The 21,721-nt window shown below is 67.0% G+C and carries 21 protein-coding genes; 14 read left to right on the plus strand and 7 right to left on the minus strand.

From position 1 onward, the window contains the following. Positions 1 to 41: 41 nt before the first annotated feature. Genes NLI89_RS02585 through rsmA form a run of 3 tightly spaced genes read left to right on the plus strand, consistent with a single transcriptional unit; the run spans position 42 to position 3,302 of the window. Positions 42 to 1,463: a peptidylprolyl isomerase gene (locus NLI89_RS02585; RefSeq protein WP_439144465.1), complete on the plus strand. Its 1,422-nt coding sequence runs from the start codon at positions 42 to 44 to the stop codon at positions 1,461 to 1,463. Then, positions 1,441 to 2,478: a 4-hydroxythreonine-4-phosphate dehydrogenase PdxA gene (gene pdxA, locus NLI89_RS02590; RefSeq protein ID WP_254685585.1), complete on the plus strand. Its 1,038-nt coding sequence runs from the start codon at positions 1,441 to 1,443 to the stop codon at positions 2,476 to 2,478. The genes NLI89_RS02585 and pdxA overlap by 23 nt, the downstream gene beginning before the upstream one ends. Positions 2,479 to 2,486: 8 nt before the next feature. Then, on the plus strand, positions 2,487 to 3,302 hold the full coding sequence (rsmA, locus tag NLI89_RS02595) for a 16S rRNA (adenine(1518)-N(6)/adenine(1519)-N(6))-dimethyltransferase RsmA (protein WP_254685586.1): 816 nt from the start codon (positions 2,487 to 2,489) through the stop codon (positions 3,300 to 3,302). 125 nt (positions 3,303 to 3,427) lie between these two features. Here the strand turns inward: rsmA and NLI89_RS02600 are convergent, their stop codons facing one another. The 3 genes from NLI89_RS02600 to guaB form a co-directional block, all read right to left on the minus strand. Continuing rightward, a complete protein-coding gene (locus tag NLI89_RS02600) occupies positions 3,428 to 3,928 on the minus strand; it encodes a tetratricopeptide repeat protein (RefSeq protein ID WP_254685587.1) in 501 nt (166 codons plus the stop codon). Between the two features lie 32 nt (positions 3,929 to 3,960). Next, positions 3,961 to 5,148: an RsmB/NOP family class I SAM-dependent RNA methyltransferase gene (locus NLI89_RS02605; RefSeq protein WP_254685588.1), complete on the minus strand. Its 1,188-nt coding sequence runs from the start codon at positions 5,146 to 5,148 to the stop codon at positions 3,961 to 3,963. A 445-nt stretch (positions 5,149 to 5,593) separates the two neighbouring features. After that, positions 5,594 to 7,051: an IMP dehydrogenase gene (guaB, locus tag NLI89_RS02610; RefSeq protein ID WP_254685589.1), complete on the minus strand. Its 1,458-nt coding sequence runs from the start codon at positions 7,049 to 7,051 to the stop codon at positions 5,594 to 5,596. 119 nt (positions 7,052 to 7,170) lie between these two features. Here guaB and NLI89_RS02615 point away from each other — a divergent pair, with 119 nt between their 5' ends. Continuing rightward, entirely contained in the window at positions 7,171 to 8,157 is a 987-nt protein-coding gene (locus NLI89_RS02615; RefSeq protein WP_254685590.1) for an SPFH domain-containing protein, read from the plus strand. Beyond that, positions 8,157 to 8,606, plus strand: coding sequence for an NfeD family protein (locus tag NLI89_RS02620; RefSeq protein WP_254685591.1), 450 nt, complete (start codon positions 8,157 to 8,159; stop codon positions 8,604 to 8,606). The genes NLI89_RS02615 and NLI89_RS02620 overlap by 1 nt, the downstream gene beginning before the upstream one ends. Positions 8,607 to 8,921: 315 nt before the next feature. Here the strand turns inward: NLI89_RS02620 and NLI89_RS02625 are convergent, their stop codons facing one another. Beyond that, positions 8,922 to 10,532, minus strand: a complete 1,611-nt coding sequence (locus NLI89_RS02625) for a phosphoenolpyruvate carboxykinase (RefSeq protein WP_254685592.1) — start codon at positions 10,530 to 10,532, stop codon at positions 8,922 to 8,924. Positions 10,533 to 10,721: 189 nt separating this feature from the next. Here NLI89_RS02625 and NLI89_RS02630 point away from each other — a divergent pair, with 189 nt between their 5' ends. The 9 genes from NLI89_RS02630 to NLI89_RS02670 all read left to right on the plus strand — a co-directional run bounded on the left by NLI89_RS02630 (position 10,722) and on the right by NLI89_RS02670 (position 17,967). Beyond that, the gene (locus NLI89_RS02630) at positions 10,722 to 11,429 is read left to right on the plus strand and encodes a response regulator transcription factor (protein ID WP_187504848.1); all 708 of its coding nucleotides are present in this window, start codon (positions 10,722 to 10,724) and stop codon (positions 11,427 to 11,429) included. Continuing rightward, positions 11,398 to 12,981, plus strand: a complete 1,584-nt coding sequence (locus NLI89_RS02635; protein WP_254685593.1) for a sensor histidine kinase — start codon at positions 11,398 to 11,400, stop codon at positions 12,979 to 12,981. The genes NLI89_RS02630 and NLI89_RS02635 overlap by 32 nt, the downstream gene beginning before the upstream one ends. A gap of 9 nt (positions 12,982 to 12,990) precedes the next feature. Continuing rightward, a complete protein-coding gene (locus NLI89_RS02640) occupies positions 12,991 to 13,431 on the plus strand; it encodes an HPr kinase/phosphorylase (RefSeq protein ID WP_254685594.1) in 441 nt (146 codons plus the stop codon). A 15-nt stretch (positions 13,432 to 13,446) separates the two neighbouring features. After that, positions 13,447 to 14,361: an RNase adapter RapZ gene (gene rapZ, locus NLI89_RS02645; protein ID WP_254685595.1), complete on the plus strand. Its 915-nt coding sequence runs from the start codon at positions 13,447 to 13,449 to the stop codon at positions 14,359 to 14,361. 15 nt (positions 14,362 to 14,376) lie between these two features. Further along, entirely contained in the window at positions 14,377 to 14,784 is a 408-nt protein-coding gene (locus NLI89_RS02650; protein ID WP_056058662.1) for a PTS sugar transporter subunit IIA, read from the plus strand. Further along, positions 14,781 to 15,056: an HPr family phosphocarrier protein gene (locus NLI89_RS02655; RefSeq protein WP_187504845.1), complete on the plus strand. Its 276-nt coding sequence runs from the start codon at positions 14,781 to 14,783 to the stop codon at positions 15,054 to 15,056. The genes NLI89_RS02650 and NLI89_RS02655 overlap by 4 nt, the downstream gene beginning before the upstream one ends. Positions 15,057 to 15,182: 126 nt before the next feature. Then, on the plus strand, positions 15,183 to 15,992 hold the full coding sequence (locus tag NLI89_RS02660; protein WP_254685596.1) for a TrmH family RNA methyltransferase: 810 nt from the start codon (positions 15,183 to 15,185) through the stop codon (positions 15,990 to 15,992). Positions 15,993 to 16,142: 150 nt separating this feature from the next. Beyond that, positions 16,143 to 17,621 carry a L,D-transpeptidase family protein gene (locus tag NLI89_RS02665; protein WP_439144466.1) on the plus strand — a complete coding sequence of 493 codons (1,479 nt, stop codon included), beginning with the start codon at positions 16,143 to 16,145 and terminating at the stop codon, positions 17,619 to 17,621. 10 nt (positions 17,622 to 17,631) lie between these two features. Then, positions 17,632 to 17,967, plus strand: coding sequence for a hypothetical protein (locus NLI89_RS02670; protein ID WP_254685597.1), 336 nt, complete (start codon positions 17,632 to 17,634; stop codon positions 17,965 to 17,967). 140 nt (positions 17,968 to 18,107) lie between these two features. On the opposite strand, the gene NLI89_RS02675 is transcribed toward NLI89_RS02670, so the two are convergent. Genes NLI89_RS02675 through cysD form a run of 3 tightly spaced genes read right to left on the minus strand, consistent with a single transcriptional unit; the run spans position 18,108 to position 21,681 of the window. Next, a complete protein-coding gene (locus tag NLI89_RS02675; RefSeq protein WP_254685598.1) occupies positions 18,108 to 18,845 on the minus strand; it encodes a 3'(2'),5'-bisphosphate nucleotidase CysQ in 738 nt (245 codons plus the stop codon). Continuing rightward, positions 18,842 to 20,755 (minus strand): sulfate adenylyltransferase subunit CysN, encoded by a 1,914-nt coding sequence (gene cysN, locus NLI89_RS02680; protein WP_254685599.1) that lies wholly within the window; start codon positions 20,753 to 20,755, stop codon positions 18,842 to 18,844. Before cysN ends, NLI89_RS02675 begins: the two co-directional genes overlap by 4 nt. Next, on the minus strand, positions 20,755 to 21,681 hold the full coding sequence (gene cysD, locus NLI89_RS02685) for a sulfate adenylyltransferase subunit CysD (protein ID WP_254685600.1): 927 nt from the start codon (positions 21,679 to 21,681) through the stop codon (positions 20,755 to 20,757). Before cysD ends, cysN begins: the two co-directional genes overlap by 1 nt. Positions 21,682 to 21,721: the final 40 nt, after the last annotated feature.

A 21,721-nucleotide genomic window follows, 5' to 3' on the forward strand; every position in this document is an offset into this window, starting at 1 on the left:
CGCCGTCATGGCAATGACGGAGCGATGTACGGCGTGCGATGATGGGATACCGACACTTGAAGCATGATGTTCGACTGGCGGCGCGTAGCAGCCGTGTGATCGGTTCGGTGGTTCTGGCCGCGCTGGCGGCGAGCGCGATCGCGCAGACCGCTCCTCCGCAAGGTGCCGCGGGCCAGGCTGGCGCTGGCAGGACGGTTCAGGACCAGAGTGTACCGGACAATACGGGTCTCGACATCCCGACCAACCTCCAGATCTTCGGCAAGGTCGATCCCAACGTCCGCAAGCCGACCGCGATCGTCAACGACACGGTCATCACCGGCACCGACGTCGACCAGCGCGTGGCGCTGGTGGCGATGGCGAACGAGGCAAAGCTGTCGCCGGAGGATCGCGAGCGGCTCAAGCTGCAGGTGCTACGCCAGCTGATCGACGAGACGCTCCAGATTCAGGAAGCCAAGACCGCCGACATCACGATCACGCCGGCCGAGCTGACCCAGAGCTATGACGCCGTGTCAAAGCGCTTCAACCGGACGCCGGTCGTGATGCGTGCCTTCCTGCGCGAATCCGGGTCTTCGGAGCGGTCGCTCAAGCGCCAGATCGAGGGCGAACTCGCATGGCAGCGCTATCTGCGTCGCCGCGTCGAGCCGTTCGTCAATGTCGGCGACGAGGAGGTGAAGTCGATCATCGACCGTCTCCAGGCGGCCAAGGGCACCGACGAGTTCAACCTCAAGGAAATCTATCTCGCGGCGACGCCGGCGAACAGCCAACAGGTCTATGCGAACGCCAAGCAGATCCTCCAGGAAATCCAGAAGGGCGCGCAGCCATTCGAATATTATGCGCGGCAATTCTCCGAAGCGTCGACCCGTGCGGTCGGCGGCGATCTCGGCTGGATCCGTGCGGCGACGCTGCCGGCGCAGCTCGCCGAAGCTGCGACGACGATGCAGGTCGGTCAGGTTGCCGGTCCGATCGAGGTCTCGGGTGGCTATTCGATCCTGTATCTGACCGACAAGCGACAGGTCCTGACTGCCGATCCGCGCGACGCGAAGCTCAGCCTGAAGCAGCTGACCTTGCGCTTCCCGCCTAACACCAACCAGGCGCAGGCTGCTGCGCGTGCGCAGGCGTTCGCCAAGGCGACGCAGGAGTTGCGTGGGTGCGGCACCGTCGAGAAGGTCGCCGCGGGAATCGGCGCAGACGTGGTCGACAACGACACGGTCCGCATCCGCGATCTGCCGCCGCAGCTTCAGGAAGTGATGCTGAAGCTTCAGGTCGGCGAGTCGAGCCCGCCATTCGGGTCCGCCGAGCAGGGCGTTCGCGCGCTGGTGTTGTGCGGTCGCGATGAAGCGGCCGGTGGATCGGTGCCGAACTCCGAGCAGATCCAGGGGCAGCTCGAGCAGCAGCGCGTCAACCTGCGCGCCCAGCAGAAGCTGCGCGATCTGCGGCGCGATGCCGTGGTCGAATATCGGTGATGGGATCGTGAGCCGCATCTCGCCGCTGGCGGTGTCGATGGGCGATCCTGCCGGGATCGGGCCCGAGATCATCGCCAAGGCGTGGGATGCGCGTGAGATGCACCGATTGCCACCGTTCGTGGCGGTGGGCGACGCACGGGCGATCGAGCGGGTATGGGCCGGCCCGATCGCGCGGATCGCCGATCTGAGCGCCGCGGCGGCGATCTTCGATGACGCGCTGCCGGTGCTTACCGTTGGCGATGCGGGTGCGATCGTTCCGGGTCAGCCCGACGCGGACGGCGCCCGCTGTGCCTTGCATTCGCTGGAGCTGGCCGTGGGGCTCGTCCGTACCGGGGCGGCGCGCGCTCTGGTGACGGGGCCGGTGTCGAAGTCGCAGCTGTACGCGATCGGTTTCAGTCATCCGGGGCAGACCGAGTTCGTCGCCGAACGCTATGGCGTGGCGGGTGACAATGCGGTGATGATGCTGGCCGGGCCTTCGCTGAAGGTGGTGCCGATGACCACGCACATTCCGCTGAACGCGGTCTCGGGAGCGCTGTCGATCGAACTGATCGTGGCGAAATCTCGTGCGACGGCGCGCGGATTGTTGCGCAATTTCGGGATCGAGAACCCGCGGCTCGCCTTTGCGGGGTTCAATCCGCATGCGGGCGAGCAAGGTGCGCTCGGGCGCGAGGAGATCGAGATCATCGCGCCGGCGATCGCGATCCTGCGGGACGAAGGCATCGATGCGACCGGGCCGTTTGCCGCGGACACGATGTTCCATCCGCGGGCGCGCGCGACCTATGACGTCGTGATGTGCTGCTATCACGACCAGGCGCTGGTGCCGCTCAAGACGATCCATTTCGACGAGGGCGTGAACATGACGCTGGGCCTGCCGATCGTGCGGACCTCACCCGATCACGGCACCGCGTTCGCGATCGCGGGCAAGAACCTCGCCGAGCCGGGGGCGATGATCGCGGCGATCGCAATGGCCGGCGAAGCGGCGGACCGACGCGCGCAGACCGCCGCGCAGTCGTGAGCGATGCGGTGACGGAACTACCACCGCTGCGCGAGGTGATCGCGCGGTACGGTTTGAACGCGAGCAAGGCGCTCGGCCAGAATTTCCTGTTCGATATGCAGTTGCTGAAGCGGATCGCGGCGGTTCCGGGCGATCTGCGCGATGCCGAGGTGCTCGAAGTGGGGCCTGGGCCGGGTGGCCTGACGCGCGCTTTGCTTGCTGCAGGCGCACGGGTAACGGCGATCGAGCGCGATCGGCGCTGTATCCCGGCGCTGGCCGAACTCGGCGAGGCGTATCCGGGCATGCTGCGTGTGATCGAGGGCGATGCGATGGAGATCGACGCGCCGACGCTGTTCGAGGGCAAGCCGCATATCGTGTCGAACCTGCCCTATAATATCGGCACGGCGTTGCTGGTCGGGTGGCTGTCAGCGTCGTGGTTGCCGTGGTGGCAGTCGTGCACGCTGATGTTCCAGAAGGAAGTCGCCGAGCGGATCGTGGCGAAGACCAACGACGATCATTATGGGCGCCTCGCGGTGCTGGCGCAGTGGCGCTCGACCGCGCGGATCGCGATGCCGGTGCATCGGTCGGCATTCACGCCCCCGCCCAAGGTCATGTCGGCGGTGGTGCATCTGGTGCCGGTGGAGGCGCCCGAGGGGGTGAACTTCGCGGTGCTGGAGCGGCTGACGGGTGCTGCGTTCGGGCAGCGGCGCAAGATGTTGCGGCAGAGCCTGAAGGGCGTGCCGGGCGCGCTGGATGCGCTGGAGCGGATCGGGGTGGAGGCGACGCGGCGAGCGGAGACGTTGTCGGTGGCGGACTTTACCGCGTTGGCGCGAGAAACCCGCTGATCTTCCCCCCTCCCTGAAAGGGAGGGGTCGGGGGTGGGTCGGCTTCCGTATGAGGTGACGTAGGCGACACGAGCTGGCCTACCCACCCCCAACCCCTCCCTTTCAGGGAGGGGAGTTTTCAGGCGTCAATCCTTGGCGGCTACCGGCGTCTTGTCGACCTGGGCCGTCGCGATCGGCGGCCCTTTCGCGATCACCGCCGCGAGCTGCGTCGCTTCCGGGCAAACACCCTTGCAGAGCGTGCGGATCTTCACGAGGTTGTCCTTCGCGCGGACCACCGCCCCCTTGGCGACCAGTGCCTCGCCCTGCCCCTTCAACGCCGCGACGTCGTTCGGTTCGAGCAGCAACGCCTCGCGGTACAGGCGGATCGCCTTGCCCGGCAGGTCGCGCGTTTCGGCGACCTTGGCGAGTAGCAGGAACGCGGCGCGATTGCGCGGATCGACCGCCACGGAGGTTTCCAGCACGTCGGTCGCGCCATCGAGATTGCCTGCGGCGACCAGCGAGCGCCCCTGGGCGAGAAGCTGCATCGAGCGCGCGTCGATCTGCGCATCGGGGCGCTGCCCGCTGAGCGACGTCGATACGCACACGAGTGTCAGCGCGGCGGCAAGGGCAACGGACGAAAAACGCATGATCGTCTCCAGGCGGGTCATTGACCGGCTGGCTAGCACGCAGCCCGGAGGCGCGCGACAAAAAAGCCGTCGGTGCCGTCGCGACCGGGTTCGAGGCGGACGCCGTGGCCGTGCTTCGCGCCGGCGGGGAGTGTCAGGGGCTCGGTCGTCCAGCCGGGATGCGCGTTCAGGAACCACGTCACTTGGTCCGTGCCCTCGGCGTCGAGCAGCGAGCAGACGATGTAGACGAGCGTGCCGCCGGGCTTGACCAGCGTCGCGGCCACGGAGAGCACCTGCTGCTGGGTCGACTGCAGCCGCGAGACGCGGTCGGGGGTGAGCCGCCAGCGCGCCTCGGGATTGCGGCGCCACGTGCCGGTGCCCGAGCAGGGCGCATCGACCAGCACGCCGTCGGCGCGACCGGCCCATTCGCTGAGCGCCTCGATCTCGCGCGTCGGGTTGAGCAGGCGGCTTTCGACGATCGTCGCGCCGGCGCGGGTCGCGCGGGGCGCGAGACGCGAGAGGCGGTTGCGGTCGGTGTCGCAGGCGAGGATCACGCCTTCGTTCGCCATCGTCGCGGCGAGCGCGAGCGTCTTACCACCGGCGCCTGCGCAGAGATCGACGATCCGCTCGCCGGGTTTCGCGTGCATCGCGAGGCCGACGATCTGGCTGCCCTCGTCCTGCACCTCGAGCGCGCCTTCGTTGAAGAGCGGGAGCGCTTCGACGTTGGTGCCGGTCGGGAGGCGGATGCCGTCGGGAGCGTGGGGGGTGGCTTCGGCCTCGGGGAGCGCGGCGAGGACGGTCGCGCGGTCGGCGATCAGCGTGTTGACGCGGAGATCGAGCGTGGCGCGGCCGGCGAGGTCGGTCAGCGCGGCGCCGTCTAGACCGGAGGCGCGGAGGGCCTTGGTCAGCCACTGCGGGGCCACACCGGCGCGGGCGCGCGGTTCGTCCTTGGCGATCGGAGCTGGCGCGTGGTTCGAGCCGTCGAAGGTTGCGGCGAGCTCGGGATCTGCGTCGGCGACGAGCAGCATGGCGGCGCGCCCGTCTTCGGGGCGGTCGCCGGCCTTGCGGATTGCGGCGTAGACGAGCTCGCGGACGGCGCGGCGATCCTTCGAGCCGGCGTAGCGGCGGGTCGCGAAATAGCGGGCGATCAGCGTATCGGCCGCGGCGCCGGACTCGCGGGCGGCGGCGATGATCTGGTCGAGGAGTTCGATCGCGGCTTGCGTGCGTGCGGGGGGAGTCACGTGTTGGCTCCCGAGTTCGCGTAGGTTCGGGGGGAGGCTTGGTACGGAATGTTCGTCATCATCCCCTCCCCTAGCCCCTCCCGCGGGCGGGAGGGGAATAATTTCGGGTTGGCCGCCATGCCCAGCGCATCCCACCCGTTCACCCGTCATCCCCTCCCCCGTCATCCTGGCGAACGCCGGGACCCATGGTTGCGATTTGGGTAGTGGTTGCCCGTCACGCTTGGTTCGCCGTGTCCGTGGGTCCCGGCGTTCGCCGGGATGACGGGAAATTGCTTTGGCCATGATCGCGTTTAGGGCGCCACGTAGCGACGGGCGCAACGATCTCCCCTCCCTGAAAGGGAGGGGTTGGGGGTGGGTCGGCTCGTTTCAGCCACCTGCGGGCGAGCTTGGGGAGACCGACCCACCCCCTGCCCCTCCCTTTCAGGGAGGGGTGAAGTCCTCCGTCTTACCGCGTCGGGTAGTTCGGTGCTTCGCGCGTGATCGTCACGTCGTGGACGTGGCTCTCCATCAACCCAGCGCCCGTGATCTGCACGAACTCCGCGCGCTTCTGCAGATCCGCAATCGTCGCCGAGCCGGTATAGCCCATCGCCGCCTTGATCCCGCCGACGAGCTGGTGGATCACGTCCTTTGCCGGCCCCTTGTACGCGACCTGGCCCTCGATGCCTTCGGGGACGAGCTTCAGCTGGTCCTTGATATCGCCCTGGAAATAGCGATCCGCCGAGCCGCGGCCCATCGCGCCGACCGAGCCCATGCCGCGGTACGATTTGTACGCGCGGCCCTGGTACAGGAACGTCTCGCCCGGCGCCTCGTCGGTGCCGGCGAGCAGCGAGCCGATCATCACGGTCGATGCGCCCGCTGCGAGGGCCTTGGCCATGTCGCCCGAGGTGCGGATGCCGCCGTCGGCGATCACGGGCACACCGGCCTTGTGGCCCGCCTCCGCGCAATCCATCACCGCGGTCAGCTGCGGCACGCCGACGCCGGCCACCACCCGTGTGGTGCAGATCGAGCCGGGGCCGATGCCGACCTTGATTCCGTCCGCGCCAGCGCCGATCAGCGCGCGCGTCGCTTCGCCGGTGGCGACGTTGCCGGCCACCACCTGCACCGAATTGGAGAGCTTCTTGACGCGCTCGACCGCGCGGCCGACGTCGCGGTTGTGGCCGTGCGCGGTGTCGATCACGATCAGGTCGCAGCCGGCGTCGACCAACTGTTCGGTTCGGTCGAAGCCCTTGTCGCCAACCGTCGTCGCCGCCGCCACGCGTAGGCGGCCCGCCTCGTCCTTGGTGGCATCGGGGAACATCACCGCCTTCTCGATGTCCTTGACGGTGATCAGGCCGACGCAGCGATACTGCGCATCGACCACCAGCAGCTTCTCGATGCGGCGGGCGTGGAGCAGACGGCGTGCCTCTTCCTTGCCGACTTCGGTCGAGACGGTGGCGAGGTTCTCATGCGTCATCAGCTCGCTGACCGGCTGCTTCGGATCGCCCGCGAAACGCACGTCGCGGTTGGTGAGGATACCAACGAGCTTGCCGTCCGCTTCCACGACCGGGATGCCGCTGATCCGGTGGCCCGACATGAGCGCCTGCGCCTCGCCGAGCGTGGCAGTCGGCCTGATCGTGATCGGGTTGACCACCATCCCCGATTCGAACCGCTTGACCTGACGGACCGCGACCACCTGCTCCTCGACGGTCAGGTTGCGGTGGAGCACGCCGATGCCGCCGAGCTGCGCCATTACAATCGCCATGTCGGCTTCGGTGACGGTGTCCATCGCGGACGAGAGGATCGGGATGTTGAGCGCGATGCCGCGTGTCACCTGCGTCCGGGTATCGGCCTGGCTTGGCAGCACGTCCGATTCCCCCGGATACAGGAGGACGTCGTCGAAGGTGAGGCCGAGGCGGATATCCATGAGAGCTGCCGTTCCTGGGTGTGAGGTGGCGCGCCATGTAACCAAAGCGCGAGCGCACGGCTAGGCCTCTCCTTCAGCGGCGTGCTATAGCGGTGCGATACACGGATGGGGATGAACCGATGGGCCTGATCGTTGCCGCGCTCCTGCTGGCGCTGGTGCTGCTGTACCTCTTCACCAGCATCAAGATCGTCCGCCAGGGCTATCAATACACGATCGAGCATTTCGGCCGCTTCACCACGGTCGCGCGGCCGGGGTTCAACTTTTATCCCGCGTTCTTCTACCGTGTCGGGCGGAAGGTGAACATGATGGAGCAAGTGATCGACATCCCCGGCCAGGAGATCATCACCAAGGACAATGCGATGATCTCGACCGACGGGGTCGTGTTCTTCCAGGTGCTCGATTCGGCCAAGGCGGCGTACGAGGTGTCGGACCTGTACCAGGCGCTGTTGCAGCTCACGACGACGAACCTGCGTACGGTGATGGGGTCGATGGACCTCGACGAGACGCTGTCGAAGCGCGACGAGATCAACGCGCGGCTGCTGAACGTGGTCGATCATGCGACGACGCCGTGGGGCGTGAAGATCACGCGCGTCGAGATCAAGGACATCCGTCCGCCGGCCGACATCGTCAACGCGATGGGGCGGCAGATGAAGGCCGAGCGCGAGAAGCGGGCCAACATTCTGGATGCGGAGGGTTCGCGGGCGTCTGAAATCCTGCGCGCCGAGGGGCAGAAGCAGGCGCGGATTCTCGAGTCCGAGGGGCGCAAGGAATCGGCGTTCCGCGACGCCGAGGCGCGCGAGCGGGCGGCGGTCGCGGAGGCTTCGGCGACGCGTGCGGTGTCGCAGGCGATCGAGGAAGGTGGCGCGCAGGCGATCAACTACTTCATCGCGCAGAAATATGTCGAGGCGATCGGCAAGTTCGCGACCTCGCCGAATGCGAAGACGATCCTGTTTCCGGTCGAGGCGACGCAGCTGATGGGGACGCTTGGTGGGATCGGGGAGCTGGCGAAGGATGCGCTGCGCGATGCGACCGCGTCGCCGCCGGCCAAGCCTGCGGTGCGTGGGCCGTTCGAGTTGTCTGAGTCGAGCGAAGTTCCGAAAAGCTGATGGACGCGCTTGACGGGATCGGCGGTGCGGCTGGCGCGTGGCTGATCGCGGCGCTGGTGCTGGGGATCGCCGAGCTTGCGGTGCCGGGGGTGTTTTTGGTGTTCCTCGCCATCGCGGCGGCGGTGACCGGGGTGGCGGTGTACGTGTTGCCGGACCTGCCGGTTGCGGTTCAGTTGGGTGCGTTCGGGGTCTGGAGCGCGGTTACGGTGCTGATCGGGAAACGCTGGTACCGGGATTATCCGGTCGATGGCGGGGATCCGATGCTGAACGACCGCCCGGCGCGGCTGGTGGGGCAGGTTGTGGTGGTGGAGACTGCGATCGTTGAAGGGCGAGGCCGGGTGCTGGTGGGGGACGGGAGTTGGCCGGCTCGTGGTGAGGATGCGACGGTTGGGGCTCGGGTTCGGGTGGCCGCGGTGGTCGATGGTGAGGTCGTGGTCGAGGCGCTTTAGACCGGTTCCATTCCTGTAGGGCCGGTCCCGTTCGGGGAGGCCGAACTCGCTGCTCCCCTCCCTGGAAGGGAGGGGTTGGGGGTGGGTCGGTTTCCGCTTGGTGCTACGTCGATGAATCAAGCGGCCTACCCACCCCCGGCCCCTCCCTTTCAGGGAGGGGGGAAGACGGTTTGAGGTTGTCAAAGCCCTCTCCCTTCAGGGGAGAGGGAGAGACGCGTAGCGGCGAGGGTGAGGGCATGCCGTATCACGTGCCCTCACCTTCCCACCCGACTTCGTCGTGCGGGCCCCTTCCTCTCCCCTGAGGGGTGAGGAGTTTTAGGCTGTCTCCCGCACCTTGGGCGCCGCCTGCCTCACGCCTTCGTCGACATGCTCGGCGAACTGCGCGAAGTTCTCCACGAACAGGTCGACCAGTTTTGCCGCGGTCGCATCGTAGGCGTCCTTGTCCGCCCAGGTCGTCCGCGGGTCGAGGATCGCGCTGTCGACACCGGGGACGCTGACCGGTACTTCAAACCCGAAGTTCGGGTCCGTCCGGAACTCCGCACCGTTGAGGCTGCCATCCAGCGCCGCATTCAGCAATGCCCGTGTCGCCTTGATCGGCATGCGGTTGCCGACGCCGTATTTGCCGCCGGTCCAGCCGGTGTTGACCAGCCAGCAATCGACGCCGCCCTTCGCGATCCGGCTCTTCAGCAGGTTGCCGTAGACCGACGGATGCCGCGGCATGAACGGCGCGCCGAAGCACGTCGAGAAGGTCGCGTCCGGCTCGGTCACGCCGATCTCGGTCCCCGCGACACGCGCGGTGTAGCCCGAGAGGAAATGGTACATCGCCTGGTCGGGCGTCAGCTTGGCGATCGGCGGCAGCACGCCGTACGCGTCCGCGGTCAGCATCACGATGTTGCGCGGCACCGGGCCCATGTTCTCGGCGGACGCATTCGGGATGAAGTCGATCGGATACGCGCCGCGGCTGTTCTCGGCGAGCGTGTGGTCGTCGAGATCGAGCAGCCGCGTCGCCGGGTCCATCACGACATTCTCGAGCACCGTGCCGAACCGCTTGGTCGTCGCGAAGATCTCAGGCTCGGCATCGGCGGACAGGCGGATCATCTTGGCGTAGCACCCGCCCTCGAAATTGAAGACCGCGGTGTCGGACCAGCCATGCTCGTCGTCGCCGATCAGCGTCCGGCTCGCATCGGCGCTCAGCGTCGTCTTGCCAGTGCCCGATAGGCCGAAGAACACCGCGGTGTCGCCGTTCGCGCCCATGTTGGCCGAACAATGCATCGGCATCACGCCGGTCGGCGGGAGGAGGTAGTTCAAAAGGCCGAACACCGACTTCTTCATCTCGCCGGCATATTTGGTGCCGCCGATCAGGATCAGTCTGTCGGTGAAATTCACCGCGATCACCGTCTCGCTGCGGCAGCCGTGACGGGCGGGATCGGCGCGGAAGCTCGGCAGGTCGACGATCGTGTAGTCCGCGACGAAGTCCTTCAGCGCCCCCTGTTCGGGACGGACCAGCATCGTCCGGATGAACAGGTTGTGCCACGCGAGTTCGGTGACGACGCGGACCTGCACGCGGTGATCGGCCTGCGATCCGCCGTACAGGTCCTGCACGAACAATTCGTCCTTGGCAGCCAGCGCGGCGAAGAAATCCTCCTTCAGCGCGGCGAAATGCGCGGGCTCCATCGCCTTGTTGCTCTTGCCCCACCAGACGGTCGTATCGGTCTCGGCATCGCGGACGATGAACTTGTCCTGCGCCGATCGCCCGGTATGCGCACCGGTCTCGACAACGAGCGGGCCATCGGCGGACAGCGTCCCCTCGCCGCGTTCGAGCGCGGCTTCGACAAGCTGCGCGGTCACGAGGTTCCAGTGCAAGGTGGCGCGGGTGTCTATCCCCTGCGCGGCTAGGCCGCCGGCCGGAATACGTTCGTTGGACAAGGCATCTCTCCAGATGGTTTCGCATACGTATGTATGTCGTTGCGCCGGGATGTAGGCGGCGACCCGGCACCGGTCAAATGAGCCGCCGCGACGCCGTCCCGATACGGCCCCAGTTGAGTGCCGGCGCGGATTGGCCTAGGCCGATACGCCAACGACCGAGGCGAGCGAGCCAGAGATGACGGCCCAGAAATGACCGCAACGATCGCGCTGGTCGACGACGACCGCAACATCCTGACCTCCGTGTCGATCGCGCTGCAGACCGAGGGCTTCGTCACGCGCGTCTATTCGGACGGCGAAACCGCGCTCAAGGCGCTGACCGACAACCCGCCCGACCTCGCGATCTTCGATATCAAGATGCCGCGCATGGATGGGCTCGAACTGCTCCGCCGGCTGCGCGAGAAGAGCCAGATCCCGGTGATCTTCCTCACCAGCAAGGACGACGAGCTCGACGAGGCGCTGGGGCTCGCGATGGGCGCGGACGACTATATCGCCAAGCCGTTCTCGCAGCGGCTGTTGATCGCCCGCATCCGCGCGATCCTGCGCCGGACCGAACTCGCGCAGTCGCCGGGCACCGAGACCGAAGCGGAAGCCGCCGGACCGCTCGCGCGCGGCCGGCTCAGCATGGACCCGGCGCGACATCGGACGCTGTGGGGCGGCGAGCCGGTGACGCTGACGGTCACCGAGTTCATGATCCTCGAAACGCTTGCGCAACGACCCGGCATCGTCAAGACGCGCAACCAGTTGATGGACGCGGCGTATCAGGACGACATCTACGTCGACGACCGGACCATCGACAGCCACATCAAGCGACTCCGCCGCAAGTTCAGGCAGGTCGATCCCGCGTTCGACGCAATCGAGACATTATATGGTGCCGGGTATCGATTTTCTGAGGAATGAGCTCGGCGACGACGGCCGCGATCTCACGCTGCGCTGGTCGGGACAGATATCGCTCACGCGACGCATCCTGGCGGTCAATATCTTCGCGTTGCTGCTGCTCGCAGGCGGGTTCTTCTATCTCGATTCCTACCGCAGCCGGATCGTCGACAGCCGCGTCGCCCAGACCGCGCGCGAAGCGAGGCTGATCGGCGAGGCGATCTCGTCGGTCGACCCTGCGCAGCGCAACCCGCTGGTACTGAGGCTGGCCTCGGACACCGGATCGCGCATTCGTTTGTTCGACGCCGGCGGCACGACGATCGTCGACAGCCGGACGCTCGGGATGCGCAATTTCGTCCTGCAGGACCCCGACAAGGAGGACCGCGATCAGGTCATCGCGCGGTTCCTGGACGCGGCGATCGATATCGTCGTGATGGCGCCACGGCCCCCGCTCTACCGCGAGCGCAACGAGGGCCAGCGCTGGCCCGACGTCGCCACAGCCCAGGCGCGACGCCGGGTTGCGACGACGGTCTGGCGCGCGCCCGATCGCACGCCGGTCATCACCGCCGCCGCGCCGCTTCGCGCCGGCGGGGTCGTGATGACGACGGTGAACGCGCGCGACATCACGAAGACGGTGCGGATCGAGCGGTTCCGGCTCAGCATGGTGCTGCTGGTCGTGTCGATCGTCTCGATCCTGCTCTCGCTGTTCCTCGCACGGACGATCGTCAGGCCGCTCCGCCGCCTCGCGCGGGCGGCGGTGCGCGTCCGCCTCGGTCGTGCGCGCGAAGTCGTGGTGCCCCGCCTCCCCTCGCGCCGCGACGAACTCGGCATGCTCGCGCGGGCGCTGTCGGACATGAGCCTTGCGCTGAGGGCGCGGATCGATGCGACCGAGGCGTTCGCCGCCGATGTGACCCACGAGATGAAGAATCCCCTCGCCTCGCTCCGGTCCGCAGTCGAGGGCCTGTCGCGCGTAAAGGACCCCGCGCTCCAGGCGCAGTTGCTCGCGATCGTCCGCGACGATGTCCAGCGGCTGGACCGGTTGTTGTCCGATATCTCCGAGGCTTCGCGACTCGACGCCCAGTTGAGCCGCGCCAAGTTCGAGCCGGTCGATATCGCCGCGATGATCGACGGGCTGGTCGCACAGCGCGACACGCGCGGGGTCGAGCGTGGGATCCGGCTTCGATTCGACCGGAATGCCGACGACCGCACGATCGTGCTGGGCGAAGGCGCGCGGCTCGAACGGGTGTTCGAGAATTTGATCGACAATGCGCTGTCCTTCTCGCCCGATGGCGGCCTGATCGCGATTTCGGCGATCCCCGACCGCGACGAACTCGTCATCCGCGTCGAGGACGAAGGGCCCGGCGTACCCGAGGATGCGCGCGAGGACGTGTTCAAGCGTTTCCACTCGGTCCGCCCGGACAGCGAGACGTTCGGCCAACATTCGGGCCTGGGCCTCGCGATCGCGCGGACCATCATCGACGGGCACCAGGGCGCGATCTTCGTCGAATCGCGAGAGGACCGGATCGATGGCGCACGCTTCGTCGTGCGACTACCGCTCGCCGACATGCCGTTGTAAGGACCGCACGTGGGTGTCCCCTCCTCCGATCGGCTCCACGCCACGACGGTCGCGATCGACGGGCTTGCCGTGCTGATCGAGGGCGCGTCGGGATCGGGCAAGTCCGACCTAGCACTGCGCCTGATCGACCGGGGCGCGATCCTCGTCAGCGACGACCAGACCTTGGTGGTACGCTCGGGCAAAACCTTGCTCGCACGGGCGCCGACGACGATCGCCGGCCAAATCGAAGTCCGCGGCATCGGCATCCTTGCCATGCCGCACGTCGACGACATTCCGGTGGGCCTGCTCGTCCGGGTCGACGGCACGATCGAGCGGATGCCCGAACGTCGTGCCCGGAAGATCGCCGGGATCGACGTCCGCCAGTTCGCGGTCGATCCCTTCGAAGCATCCGCCCCGATCAAGGTCGAACTCGCATTGCGTAATCCCCAACCTTTAGAATCGAGCCTTTAGAATGACGTGTCTGCCATGACCCGGCCCAAGGAGATCCTGCTCGTCACCGGCATGTCGGGTGCCGGCAAGTCGACCGTTCTCAAGACGCTGGAGGATCTCGGCTGGGAGGTTGTCGACAACCTGCCTTTGCTGCTGCTCGACCGGCTGCTCGACGCGCCGCTTCCCGAAGGATCGACCGACGATTCGCAGCCGCTCGCGATCGGCATCGGTGCCCGAACGCGCGACTTCGATCCCGAGCGGATCGTCAGCCGCATTCGCGATCTCCGCGATCGGCATGGGCTCGAGATCGGCATGCTGTTCCTCGATTGCTCGGGGGCCGAACTCGAGCGGCGCTATTCCGAGACCCGGCGGCGGCATCCGCTGGCGCTGGATCGCCCGGCGAACGACGGTATCGGTCGCGAGCGCGAACTGCTTGCCCCTTTGCGGGACTGGGCGAACCGGCTGATCGACACCACCGACATGGCCGCCAATGAGCTCGCGCAACAGATCCGGGCGAGCTTTGCCGGCGATGGCCTGGGCGAGCCGACGCTGTCGATCCGCTCGTTCGGGTTCGCCCGCGGACTGCCACGCAACGCCGACCTCGTGTTCGACATGCGGTTCCTGCGCAATCCGCACTGGGATCACGACCTGCGCCCCGGCACCGGACTGGACGCCGACGTATCCGCCTACATCATGGACGATCCCGCCTACGAAGCCGCAGTGAGTCGGATCGAGGAGCTACTGATGCTGTTGCTTCCGCGCTACAGGGCGGAGGGCAAGTCGTACGTCACGGTTGCATTCGGGTGTACCGGAGGGAGACACAGGTCGGTCCACGTCGCCGACCGGGTAGCGCGACGGTTGCGCGACGCGGGATTTTCCCCCACTATCGAACACCGCGACCTGGGGGCCGCTCCACAAGATGCGCTCGAAGGATCACCGGTCGTCTTATGAGTATGAAACGCTGACATGATCGGCCTTGTCCTGGTAACGCACGGTCGATTGGCCGAAGAATTCGTTCGCGCGATGATCCACGTCGTCGGCCCGCAGGAGCGCGTTGCGCCGATCGCGATCGGTCCCGACGACGACATGGAGGAACGGCGCGCGGATATCGCCGCCGCGATCCAGGCGGTCGATGTCGGGCGCGGGGTGATCGTGCTGACCGACCTGTTCGGCGGCACCCCCTCCAATCTCGCCATCTCGCTGATGGAGCGCGGCCGGATCGAGGTGATCGCGGGCATGAACCTGCCGATGCTGATCCGGCTCGGGTCGGCGCGCAAGTCGATGACCGTCGTCGCTGCCGTCGCGGCCGCGCGTGAAGCCGGTCGCAAATATATTTCGGTAGCCTCCGAGGTTCTCGGCGAGGCTGCGGCGTGAGCGAGGTTTCGCGCACCGTCCAGATCACCAACCGCCGCGGGCTCCATGCGCGGGCCAGCGCCAAGTTCGTGACGCTCGCCTCGACGCATAGTGTCGAGGTGCGCGTGACCAAGGACGGGTCGGATCACGTCACCGGCACCTCGATCATGGGGCTGATGATGCTCGGCGCGGCGATGGGCGACGCGATCACGATCAGCGCGCGCGGCGATGGCGCCGAGCATACGGTGGCCGCGCTTGCCGAACTGGTCGAGGCGAAGTTCGGCGAGGATTGACGTGACTGCTCCCCTCCCGCAGGCGGGAGGGGTTGGGGGTGGGCTCGCGCTCACCATAATCGAACCATTTGCTGAGGCCGGGAGCCCACCCCCGGCCCCTCCCGCATACGGGAGGGGAGGACAACAATGCCCCGCGAGATAACCGCCTTTTCCAACCCGCTGATCAAGTATGTCCGCGACCTGCGCGACAAACGGCATCGGCGTGCGGCCAGACAGTTCCTGGCGGAGGGCCTGCGCATCCTCACCGAAGCGCGCGAGACGGGCCGCCTGCCCCGCACCTTGTTCTATGCGGCGGCCAGCGCGAACCACCCGCTGGTCCACGCCTTGTCGATGGACGTCGAGGAGGCGGGCGGCGAGTCGATCCAGACCACGCCGGATATTCTTTCGAAGCTGTCGGGGAAGGATAACCCGCAAGCCGTGGTCGGCGTGTTCGACGAGTTCGATGCGAAACTCGAAGAGCTCGACCGCAACAGCGCCGGCATCTGGCTGGTCGCGGAACGGCTGCGCGATCCCGGCAATCTCGGCACGATCCTGCGCACGGGCGATGCGGTCGGCGCTGGCGGGCTGATCCTGATCGGCGAGTCGGTCGACCCCTTCTCGGTCGAGGCGGTGCGCGCGAGCATGGGCGCGTTGTTCACGATCCCTGTGGTGAAGACGGAGTGGGAGCCTTTTCAGGCGTGGCTCCGCACGGGCCCCGGCCAGCTGGTCGGGCTCAGCCTCGATACCGACACCGACTACCGCTCCGCCACCTACACCGGCCCGACCTTCCTGCTCACCGGCAACGAAGCGCAGGGCATGCCGCCCGAGATGGCCGAAGCCTGCGACGTGCTGGTCAAGATTCCGATGCTCGGCAAGGCGGACAGCCTCAATGCGGCGGTCGCGACCGCGGTGATGGCGTATGAGGTGCTCGCCCGGCAGGAAAAATCCGCGGCTTAGGCCCGAACCGACGAAATCGGCCCGATTGGCGATGCTTAGCGACTCCGGTTCAGCTAAGGGAGAGCCACGTCGTGCGAAAGCGTCGACGAGATACGGTTAGACAGGATGAGTATGGCGCGCGGTTTGGATGATGGACGAGTGAAGGCCGGTATGATCCGGTCGGCGATCGCGGTTGCCGCGACGGCGACCGCTATGCCGCTGCTCATGGCAACGCCGCTGGCCGCACAACAGGTTACGCCCCCGCCGGTGACGCCGACGGTCGCCCCGGCCAGCCCGATGGCTGCGCCGATGCTGGCCCCGCCGGTTATCACCGTGCCGCCGCTGAGCGATGCGCAGGCGACGTTGCTAGACAAGCTGCTCAACAGCGACATCGTCGCGCAGGGCCTCAAGTCCGCCGCGACCGCGTCGACCACCGCGCCGACCAAGGACGAACTCGTCCGCGCCGCGCTCGACCATGCGCGCGCGGTCCATGCGGGTCGTCTCAGCGAGGCCGATTTCCAGCGGGACTGGGGCCTGCGCCCGCCCGCATATGATCCGACGCCCGCGTTCGCCGATGCCGTGCGGCAAGACCGGATCGCGGCGTGGTTCGCATCGCTGCCACCACCCTATGCGGGCTATGACGGCCTTCGCAAGGGGCTCCAGAACTACCGTTCGATCGCCGCTGCGGGGGGCTGGGCGCCGCTCGCTTCGGGGCCGGACTTCACGCTCGGCGCGACCGGCCCGCGGGTGATCGCGCTCCGCAAGCGGCTCGCGGCCGAGGACAAGGACGTCTCGACCAGCGGCGACAAATTCGACGCCGGCCTGCTCGACGCCGTGCGTCGCGCCCAGCGCCGCTACGGGCTCAACCCCAGCGGCATCGTCTCGACGCAGACGCTGGCGGCGCTGAACGTGTCGGCGACCGATCGCGTGCGCCAGATCATGGCGAACATGGAGCGCTGGCGCTGGCTGCCACAGGACCTGCCGCGCGACCGTATCCAGGTGAACATCGCTGCGGCCGTGCTCACCGTGTTCGACGGTGATACGCCGGTGCAGTCGATGCGCGCGGTGACCGGCCGGCCTGGCGACGAGACGCCGATGCTCTCCTCGACGATCCACAGCATCGTCATCAACCCGCCCTGGAACGTGCCGACCTCGATCGCGACGAAGGAATTGTGGCCGAAGGAGCGCGCGAACCCCGGTTACTTCAAGCGCAACGGCTTCAAGGTGATCGGCGGGACGCGGTTGCAGCAGCAGGCCGGCGACCAGAGTGCGCTCGGCCGGTTCAAGTTCGATTTTGCCAATGATTATTCGGTGTACCTGCACGACACGCCGAGCCGCGCGAAGTTCGCCAGCTTCAGTCGACTTTCGAGCCATGGCTGCGTACGCCTTGAAAAGCCTGCCGAACTTGCCGACCTGTTACTCAAGGGCGATCCCGCTTGGACGCCCGAGACGGTAGACGCCGCGGTGGCAAAGGGCGACACGGTGCGTGCGCGTCTCGTGAAGCCGGTGTCGGTCTACCTGCTCTACTGGACCGCGTTTGCCAGCGGCAACGGCCAGATGAACTTCCGCGCCGATCCCTATGACTGGGACGGCATCCTCGCTTCCAAGATCGAGGCGCGCACCGCACGCCAGACGATCGCCGCTCGCTGAGAGAAACGCCATGACGATGTCCACCCGTACCCGTACCGCCATCGCCGGCGGTCTGCTTGCCGCGATGGCGCTAGCCGGCTGTTCGAGCTCCGAGCCCGAGCAGCCGCCGACGGATACCAACATGGTCGAGGATACCGGCGTGACCGAGTCCGAGGCAGCCCCTGCCCCGGTCGAGGCTGCACCGGTCGAAGCCGCACCGCCTGCGCCGGCGGTGGTCGAACCGCCGCGCGAGAAGCCGATCGCGCCGGACGAGCAGATGCTCGACGATGCGGACGCGACCGGGATGACCGCGCGCGTGACGCGCGACGAGGTGCCGGTGGAGAACGACGCCGAACCACAGCAGTAAGGAGTGCCGTTGCGATCCTCCCCCGCCAGGGGGAGGTGGCGCGCAGCGACGGAGGGGGCGGTAAGGGAAACCTCTGTTCCGTGTCCTCCCCCTCCGTCACCTTCGGTGCCACCTCCCCCTGGCGGGGGAGGATCGGAAGTCTACGCCACCATCGCGGCCATCACCCGGTCGCGCAGCGCGATGGGGCAGATCAGCAGGTCGGGCATGTAGACATCCCGACAATTATACACCAACGGCGAACCGTCGATCCGGCTGCAATGCAGCCCGAACGCCGCCGCGACCGCGACCGGCGCGGCGGAATCCCATTCATACTGGCCCCCTGAGTGGAGGTAGATGTCGGCCTCGCCGCGGACCACCGCCATCGCCTTGGCGCCCGCCGACCCCATCCGGATCAGCGTCGCGCCTAGCACTTCCGCGACCTTGACCGCCTCGGGCGCGGGCCGCGTGCGGCTGACGACCATCCGCAAGGGATCGCCCGGTGGCGGTACCGGGGCCGGCTGGTCCGAGCGCAGGACCAGGCCGAGTCCCGGCAGCGCGACCGCACCGATCGTCGCGACGCCGTCGATCGCGAGCGCGACGTGCACGGCCCAATCGTCGCGCGCCTCGCCATATTCGCGCGTGCCGTCGACCGGATCGACGATCCATACGCGCGACATCGCCGTCCGCGTCCCGTCGCATTTGCGCTCCTCGGACAACAGCCCGTCGTCGGGCCGCGCATCCTGCAGCGCATGGACGAGGAACGCGTTCGCGGTCTCGTCGCCCGCCTTGCCGAGCGCACCCGGCGAGAACACGCCCGACCGCCGCACTTCGAGCAGCAACCGCCCCGCCGTCTCCGCCAGATGCGCGGCGAGTTCGCCGTCGGTCATCGCCCCGCTCATGGGATCAACATCGCGACGATCGCATCCGCCGCCTCATCGGGAGTCATGCCCGTCGTATCGATCCGGATCTCCGGGTTCGCGGGCGCTTCATAGGGGGAGTCGATCCCGGTGAAGTTGGCGAGCTTGCCCGCCCGCGCCTTGGCATACAGCCCCTTCACGTCGCGCCGCTCGGCCTCCGCCAGCGGCGTGTCGATATGCACCTCGATGAACTCGCCCGGCGCCATCATCTGCCGCACCATCTCGCGCTCCGCACGGAACGGCGAGATGAACGCGGTGATCACGATCAGCCCGGCATCCGTCATCAGCTTGGCGACCTCGCCGACGCGTCGGATATTCTCGACCCGATCGGCATCGGTGAAGCCGAGATCGCGGTTCAGCCCGTGGCGGACATTGTCGCCGTCGAGCAGGAAGGTGTGGCGGTTCATCCGCGCGAGCTTCATCTCGACGAGGTTCGCGATCGTGGACTTGCCCGCACCCGACAGCCCCGTGAACCACAGCACCGCCGCCTTCTGGTTTTTCAGCGCGGCGTGCGCTTCACGCCCGACATCCGTCGCCTGCCAATGCACGTTCTGCGCGCGCCGAAGGGAGAAGTGCAGCATCCCCGCCGCGACGGTCGCGTTGGTGATCTTGTCGACCAGGATGAACCCGCCGAGCTGGCGATTGTCGGCATAGGGCTCGAATACCAGCGGTCGGTCGGTCGAGAGGTTGGCGATCCCGATCGCATTCAGTTCCAGCGTCTTGGCAGCAAGCCGCTCCATCGTGTTGACATTGATCTGGTATTTCGGCTGCTGGATGGTTGCCGTCACGGTCTGCGTGGCGAGTTTCAGCCAATAGGGACGTCCCGGCAGCATCTCCTCGTCTGCCATCCACACGACGGTCGCCTCGAACTGATCAGCAGCCTCGGGCGGCGACTCCGCGGCAACGATGACGTCGCCGCGCGAGCAGTCGATCTCGTCCGCGAGCGTCAGCGTCACCGACTGCCCGGCGACCGCGCGCGGCAGATCCCCGCCGAACGCAACCACGCGAGCGATCGTCGAGGTACGCCCGCCCGGCAGGATGCGCACCGCATCACCCGGCGCGATCGATCCGCTCGCGATCAGCCCGGAGAAGCCCCGGAAATCGAGGTTCGGACGGTTCACCCACTGCACGGGCATCCGGAACGCGCCGGCCTGATCCTCGCTCACGTCGAGCGTCACCGTGTCGAGATGATCGATCAGCGTCGGACCGTCATACCAGGGCGTGTTCGCGCTGGCGGCGGTGATGTTGTCGCCCTTGAAGCCCGAGATCGGCATCGGCGTGAAGCCGGCGATCCCGATCGACTCCGCAAACGCCGCATAGTCCGCGACGATCCGGTCGTAGGTCGCCTGGTCGTAGCCGACGAGATCCATCTTGTTCACCGCGAGCACGAGGTGCCGGATGCCGATCAGATGCGCGAGATAGCTGTGCCGCTTGGTCTGGGTGAGGATACCCTTGCGCGCATCGACCAAAATCACCGCGAGATCGGCGGTCGACGCGCCGGTGATCATGTTGCGCGTATATTGCTCATGCCCCGGCGTATCCGCGACGATGAACTTGCGCTTCTCGGTCGAGAAATAGCGATAGGCGACGTCGATCGTGATCCCCTGCTCGCGCTCGGCGGCGAGGCCATCGACCAGCAAGGCGAAGTCGATCTCCTGGCCTTGCGTGCCGACCTTCTTCGAATCGCTCTCCAACGCGGCGAGCTGATCCTCGAAGATCATCTTAGAATCGTACAGCAAGCGCCCGATAAGCGTCGACTTTCCGTCGTCCACCGACCCGCAGGTGATGAACCGCAACAGGCTCTTGTGCTGGTGCTGGAGCAGATAGGCGTCGATGTCCTCGGCGATGATGTCCTGCACTTGGTAGGCAGATTCCTGCGTGCGCGTAGCCATCAGAAATAGCCCTCCTGCTTCTTCTTCTCCATGCTCGCCGAGCCCGCATCGCGGTCGATCGCGCGGCCCTGGCGTTCGCTGGTGGTGGTCAGCAGCATCTCCTGGATCACCGCCGACAGGCTCGCCGCCTCGCTCTCGACCGCACCCGTCAGCGGGTAGCAGCCTAGCGTGCGGAAGCGGATGGAGCGTTCAACGGGGACTTCGCCGGGTTCCAGGCGAAAGCGATCGTCGTCGACCATCAGCAGCATGCCGTCGCGCTCGACGGTCGGGCGCGGCGCGGCGAAATAGAGCGGAACGATCGGAATGTCCTCGAGCTGGATATATTGCCAGACATCGAGTTCGGTCCAGTTGGAGATCGGGAAGACGCGGATGCTCTCGCCCTTCGCTTTCCGCGCATTGTAGAGGTTCCACAGCTCGGGGCGCTGCTTCTTAGGATCCCAGCGATGATGCGCCGCGCGGAACGAGAAGACGCGCTCCTTCGCGCGACTCTTCTCCTCGTCACGCCGCGCGCCGCCGAACGCCGCGTCGAAGCCGTGGAGATCGAGCGCCTGCTTGAGCCCCTCGGTCTTCCACATGTCGGTGTGGAGGGCGCCGTGGTCGAACGGGTTGATCCCGCGCGCCTCGGCTTCGGGGTTCTTGTAGACGAGCAACTCCATGCCGCTCTCCGCCGCCATCCGGTCGCGCAGGTCGTACATCGCCTTGAACTTCCACGTCGTATCGACATGCAGCAGCGGGAATGGCGGCGGCGACGGATAGAAGGCTTTCCGCGCGAGATGCAGCATCACCGCGGAATCCTTGCCGACGCTGTAGAGCATCACCGGGCGCTCGCACTCGGCCACGACCTCGCGCAGGATATGGATGCTCTCGGCCTCGAGCCGCTGGAGATGCGTGAGCGACACGGGGCCGGTATCTGGAAGTTTCGTCATCCCCCTCGAAGTAGGGCGTCGGGGCGGCGCGTACAGCATC

Origin of the sequence: Sphingomonas faeni (genome assembly GCF_024273235.1) — a bacterium.
GTDB lineage: Bacteria > Pseudomonadota > Alphaproteobacteria > Sphingomonadales > Sphingomonadaceae > Sphingomonas > Sphingomonas faeni_A.

Coding starts and splice junctions, on each gene's coding strand:
- guaB (WP_254685589.1), bottom strand. CDS start 7,051: ATGGATATCCGCCTCGGCCTCACCTTCGACGACGTCCTCCTGTATCCG.
- NLI89_RS02615 (WP_254685590.1), top strand. CDS start 7,171: ATGGGCCTGATCGTTGCCGCGCTCCTGCTGGCGCTGGTGCTGCTGTAC.
- NLI89_RS02665 (WP_439144466.1), top strand. CDS start 16,143: ATGATCCGGTCGGCGATCGCGGTTGCCGCGACGGCGACCGCTATGCCG.
- NLI89_RS02630 (WP_187504848.1), top strand. CDS start 10,722: ATGACCGCAACGATCGCGCTGGTCGACGACGACCGCAACATCCTGACC.
- NLI89_RS02675 (WP_254685598.1), bottom strand. CDS start 18,845: ATGAGCGGGGCGATGACCGACGGCGAACTCGCCGCGCATCTGGCGGAG.
- NLI89_RS02670 (WP_254685597.1), top strand. CDS start 17,632: ATGACGATGTCCACCCGTACCCGTACCGCCATCGCCGGCGGTCTGCTT.
- rapZ (WP_254685595.1), top strand. CDS start 13,447: ATGACCCGGCCCAAGGAGATCCTGCTCGTCACCGGCATGTCGGGTGCC.
- pdxA (WP_254685585.1), top strand. CDS start 1,441: ATGCCGTGGTCGAATATCGGTGATGGGATCGTGAGCCGCATCTCGCCG.
- NLI89_RS02635 (WP_254685593.1), top strand. CDS start 11,398: ATGGTGCCGGGTATCGATTTTCTGAGGAATGAGCTCGGCGACGACGGC.
- NLI89_RS02585 (WP_439144465.1), top strand. CDS start 42: ATGGGATACCGACACTTGAAGCATGATGTTCGACTGGCGGCGCGTAGC.
- NLI89_RS02650 (WP_056058662.1), top strand. CDS start 14,377: ATGATCGGCCTTGTCCTGGTAACGCACGGTCGATTGGCCGAAGAATTC.
- NLI89_RS02620 (WP_254685591.1), top strand. CDS start 8,157: ATGGACGCGCTTGACGGGATCGGCGGTGCGGCTGGCGCGTGGCTGATC.
- NLI89_RS02660 (WP_254685596.1), top strand. CDS start 15,183: ATGCCCCGCGAGATAACCGCCTTTTCCAACCCGCTGATCAAGTATGTC.
- cysN (WP_254685599.1), bottom strand. CDS start 20,755: ATGGCTACGCGCACGCAGGAATCTGCCTACCAAGTGCAGGACATCATC.
- NLI89_RS02600 (WP_254685587.1), bottom strand. CDS start 3,928: ATGCGTTTTTCGTCCGTTGCCCTTGCCGCCGCGCTGACACTCGTGTGC.
- cysD (WP_254685600.1), bottom strand. CDS start 21,681: ATGACGAAACTTCCAGATACCGGCCCCGTGTCGCTCACGCATCTCCAG.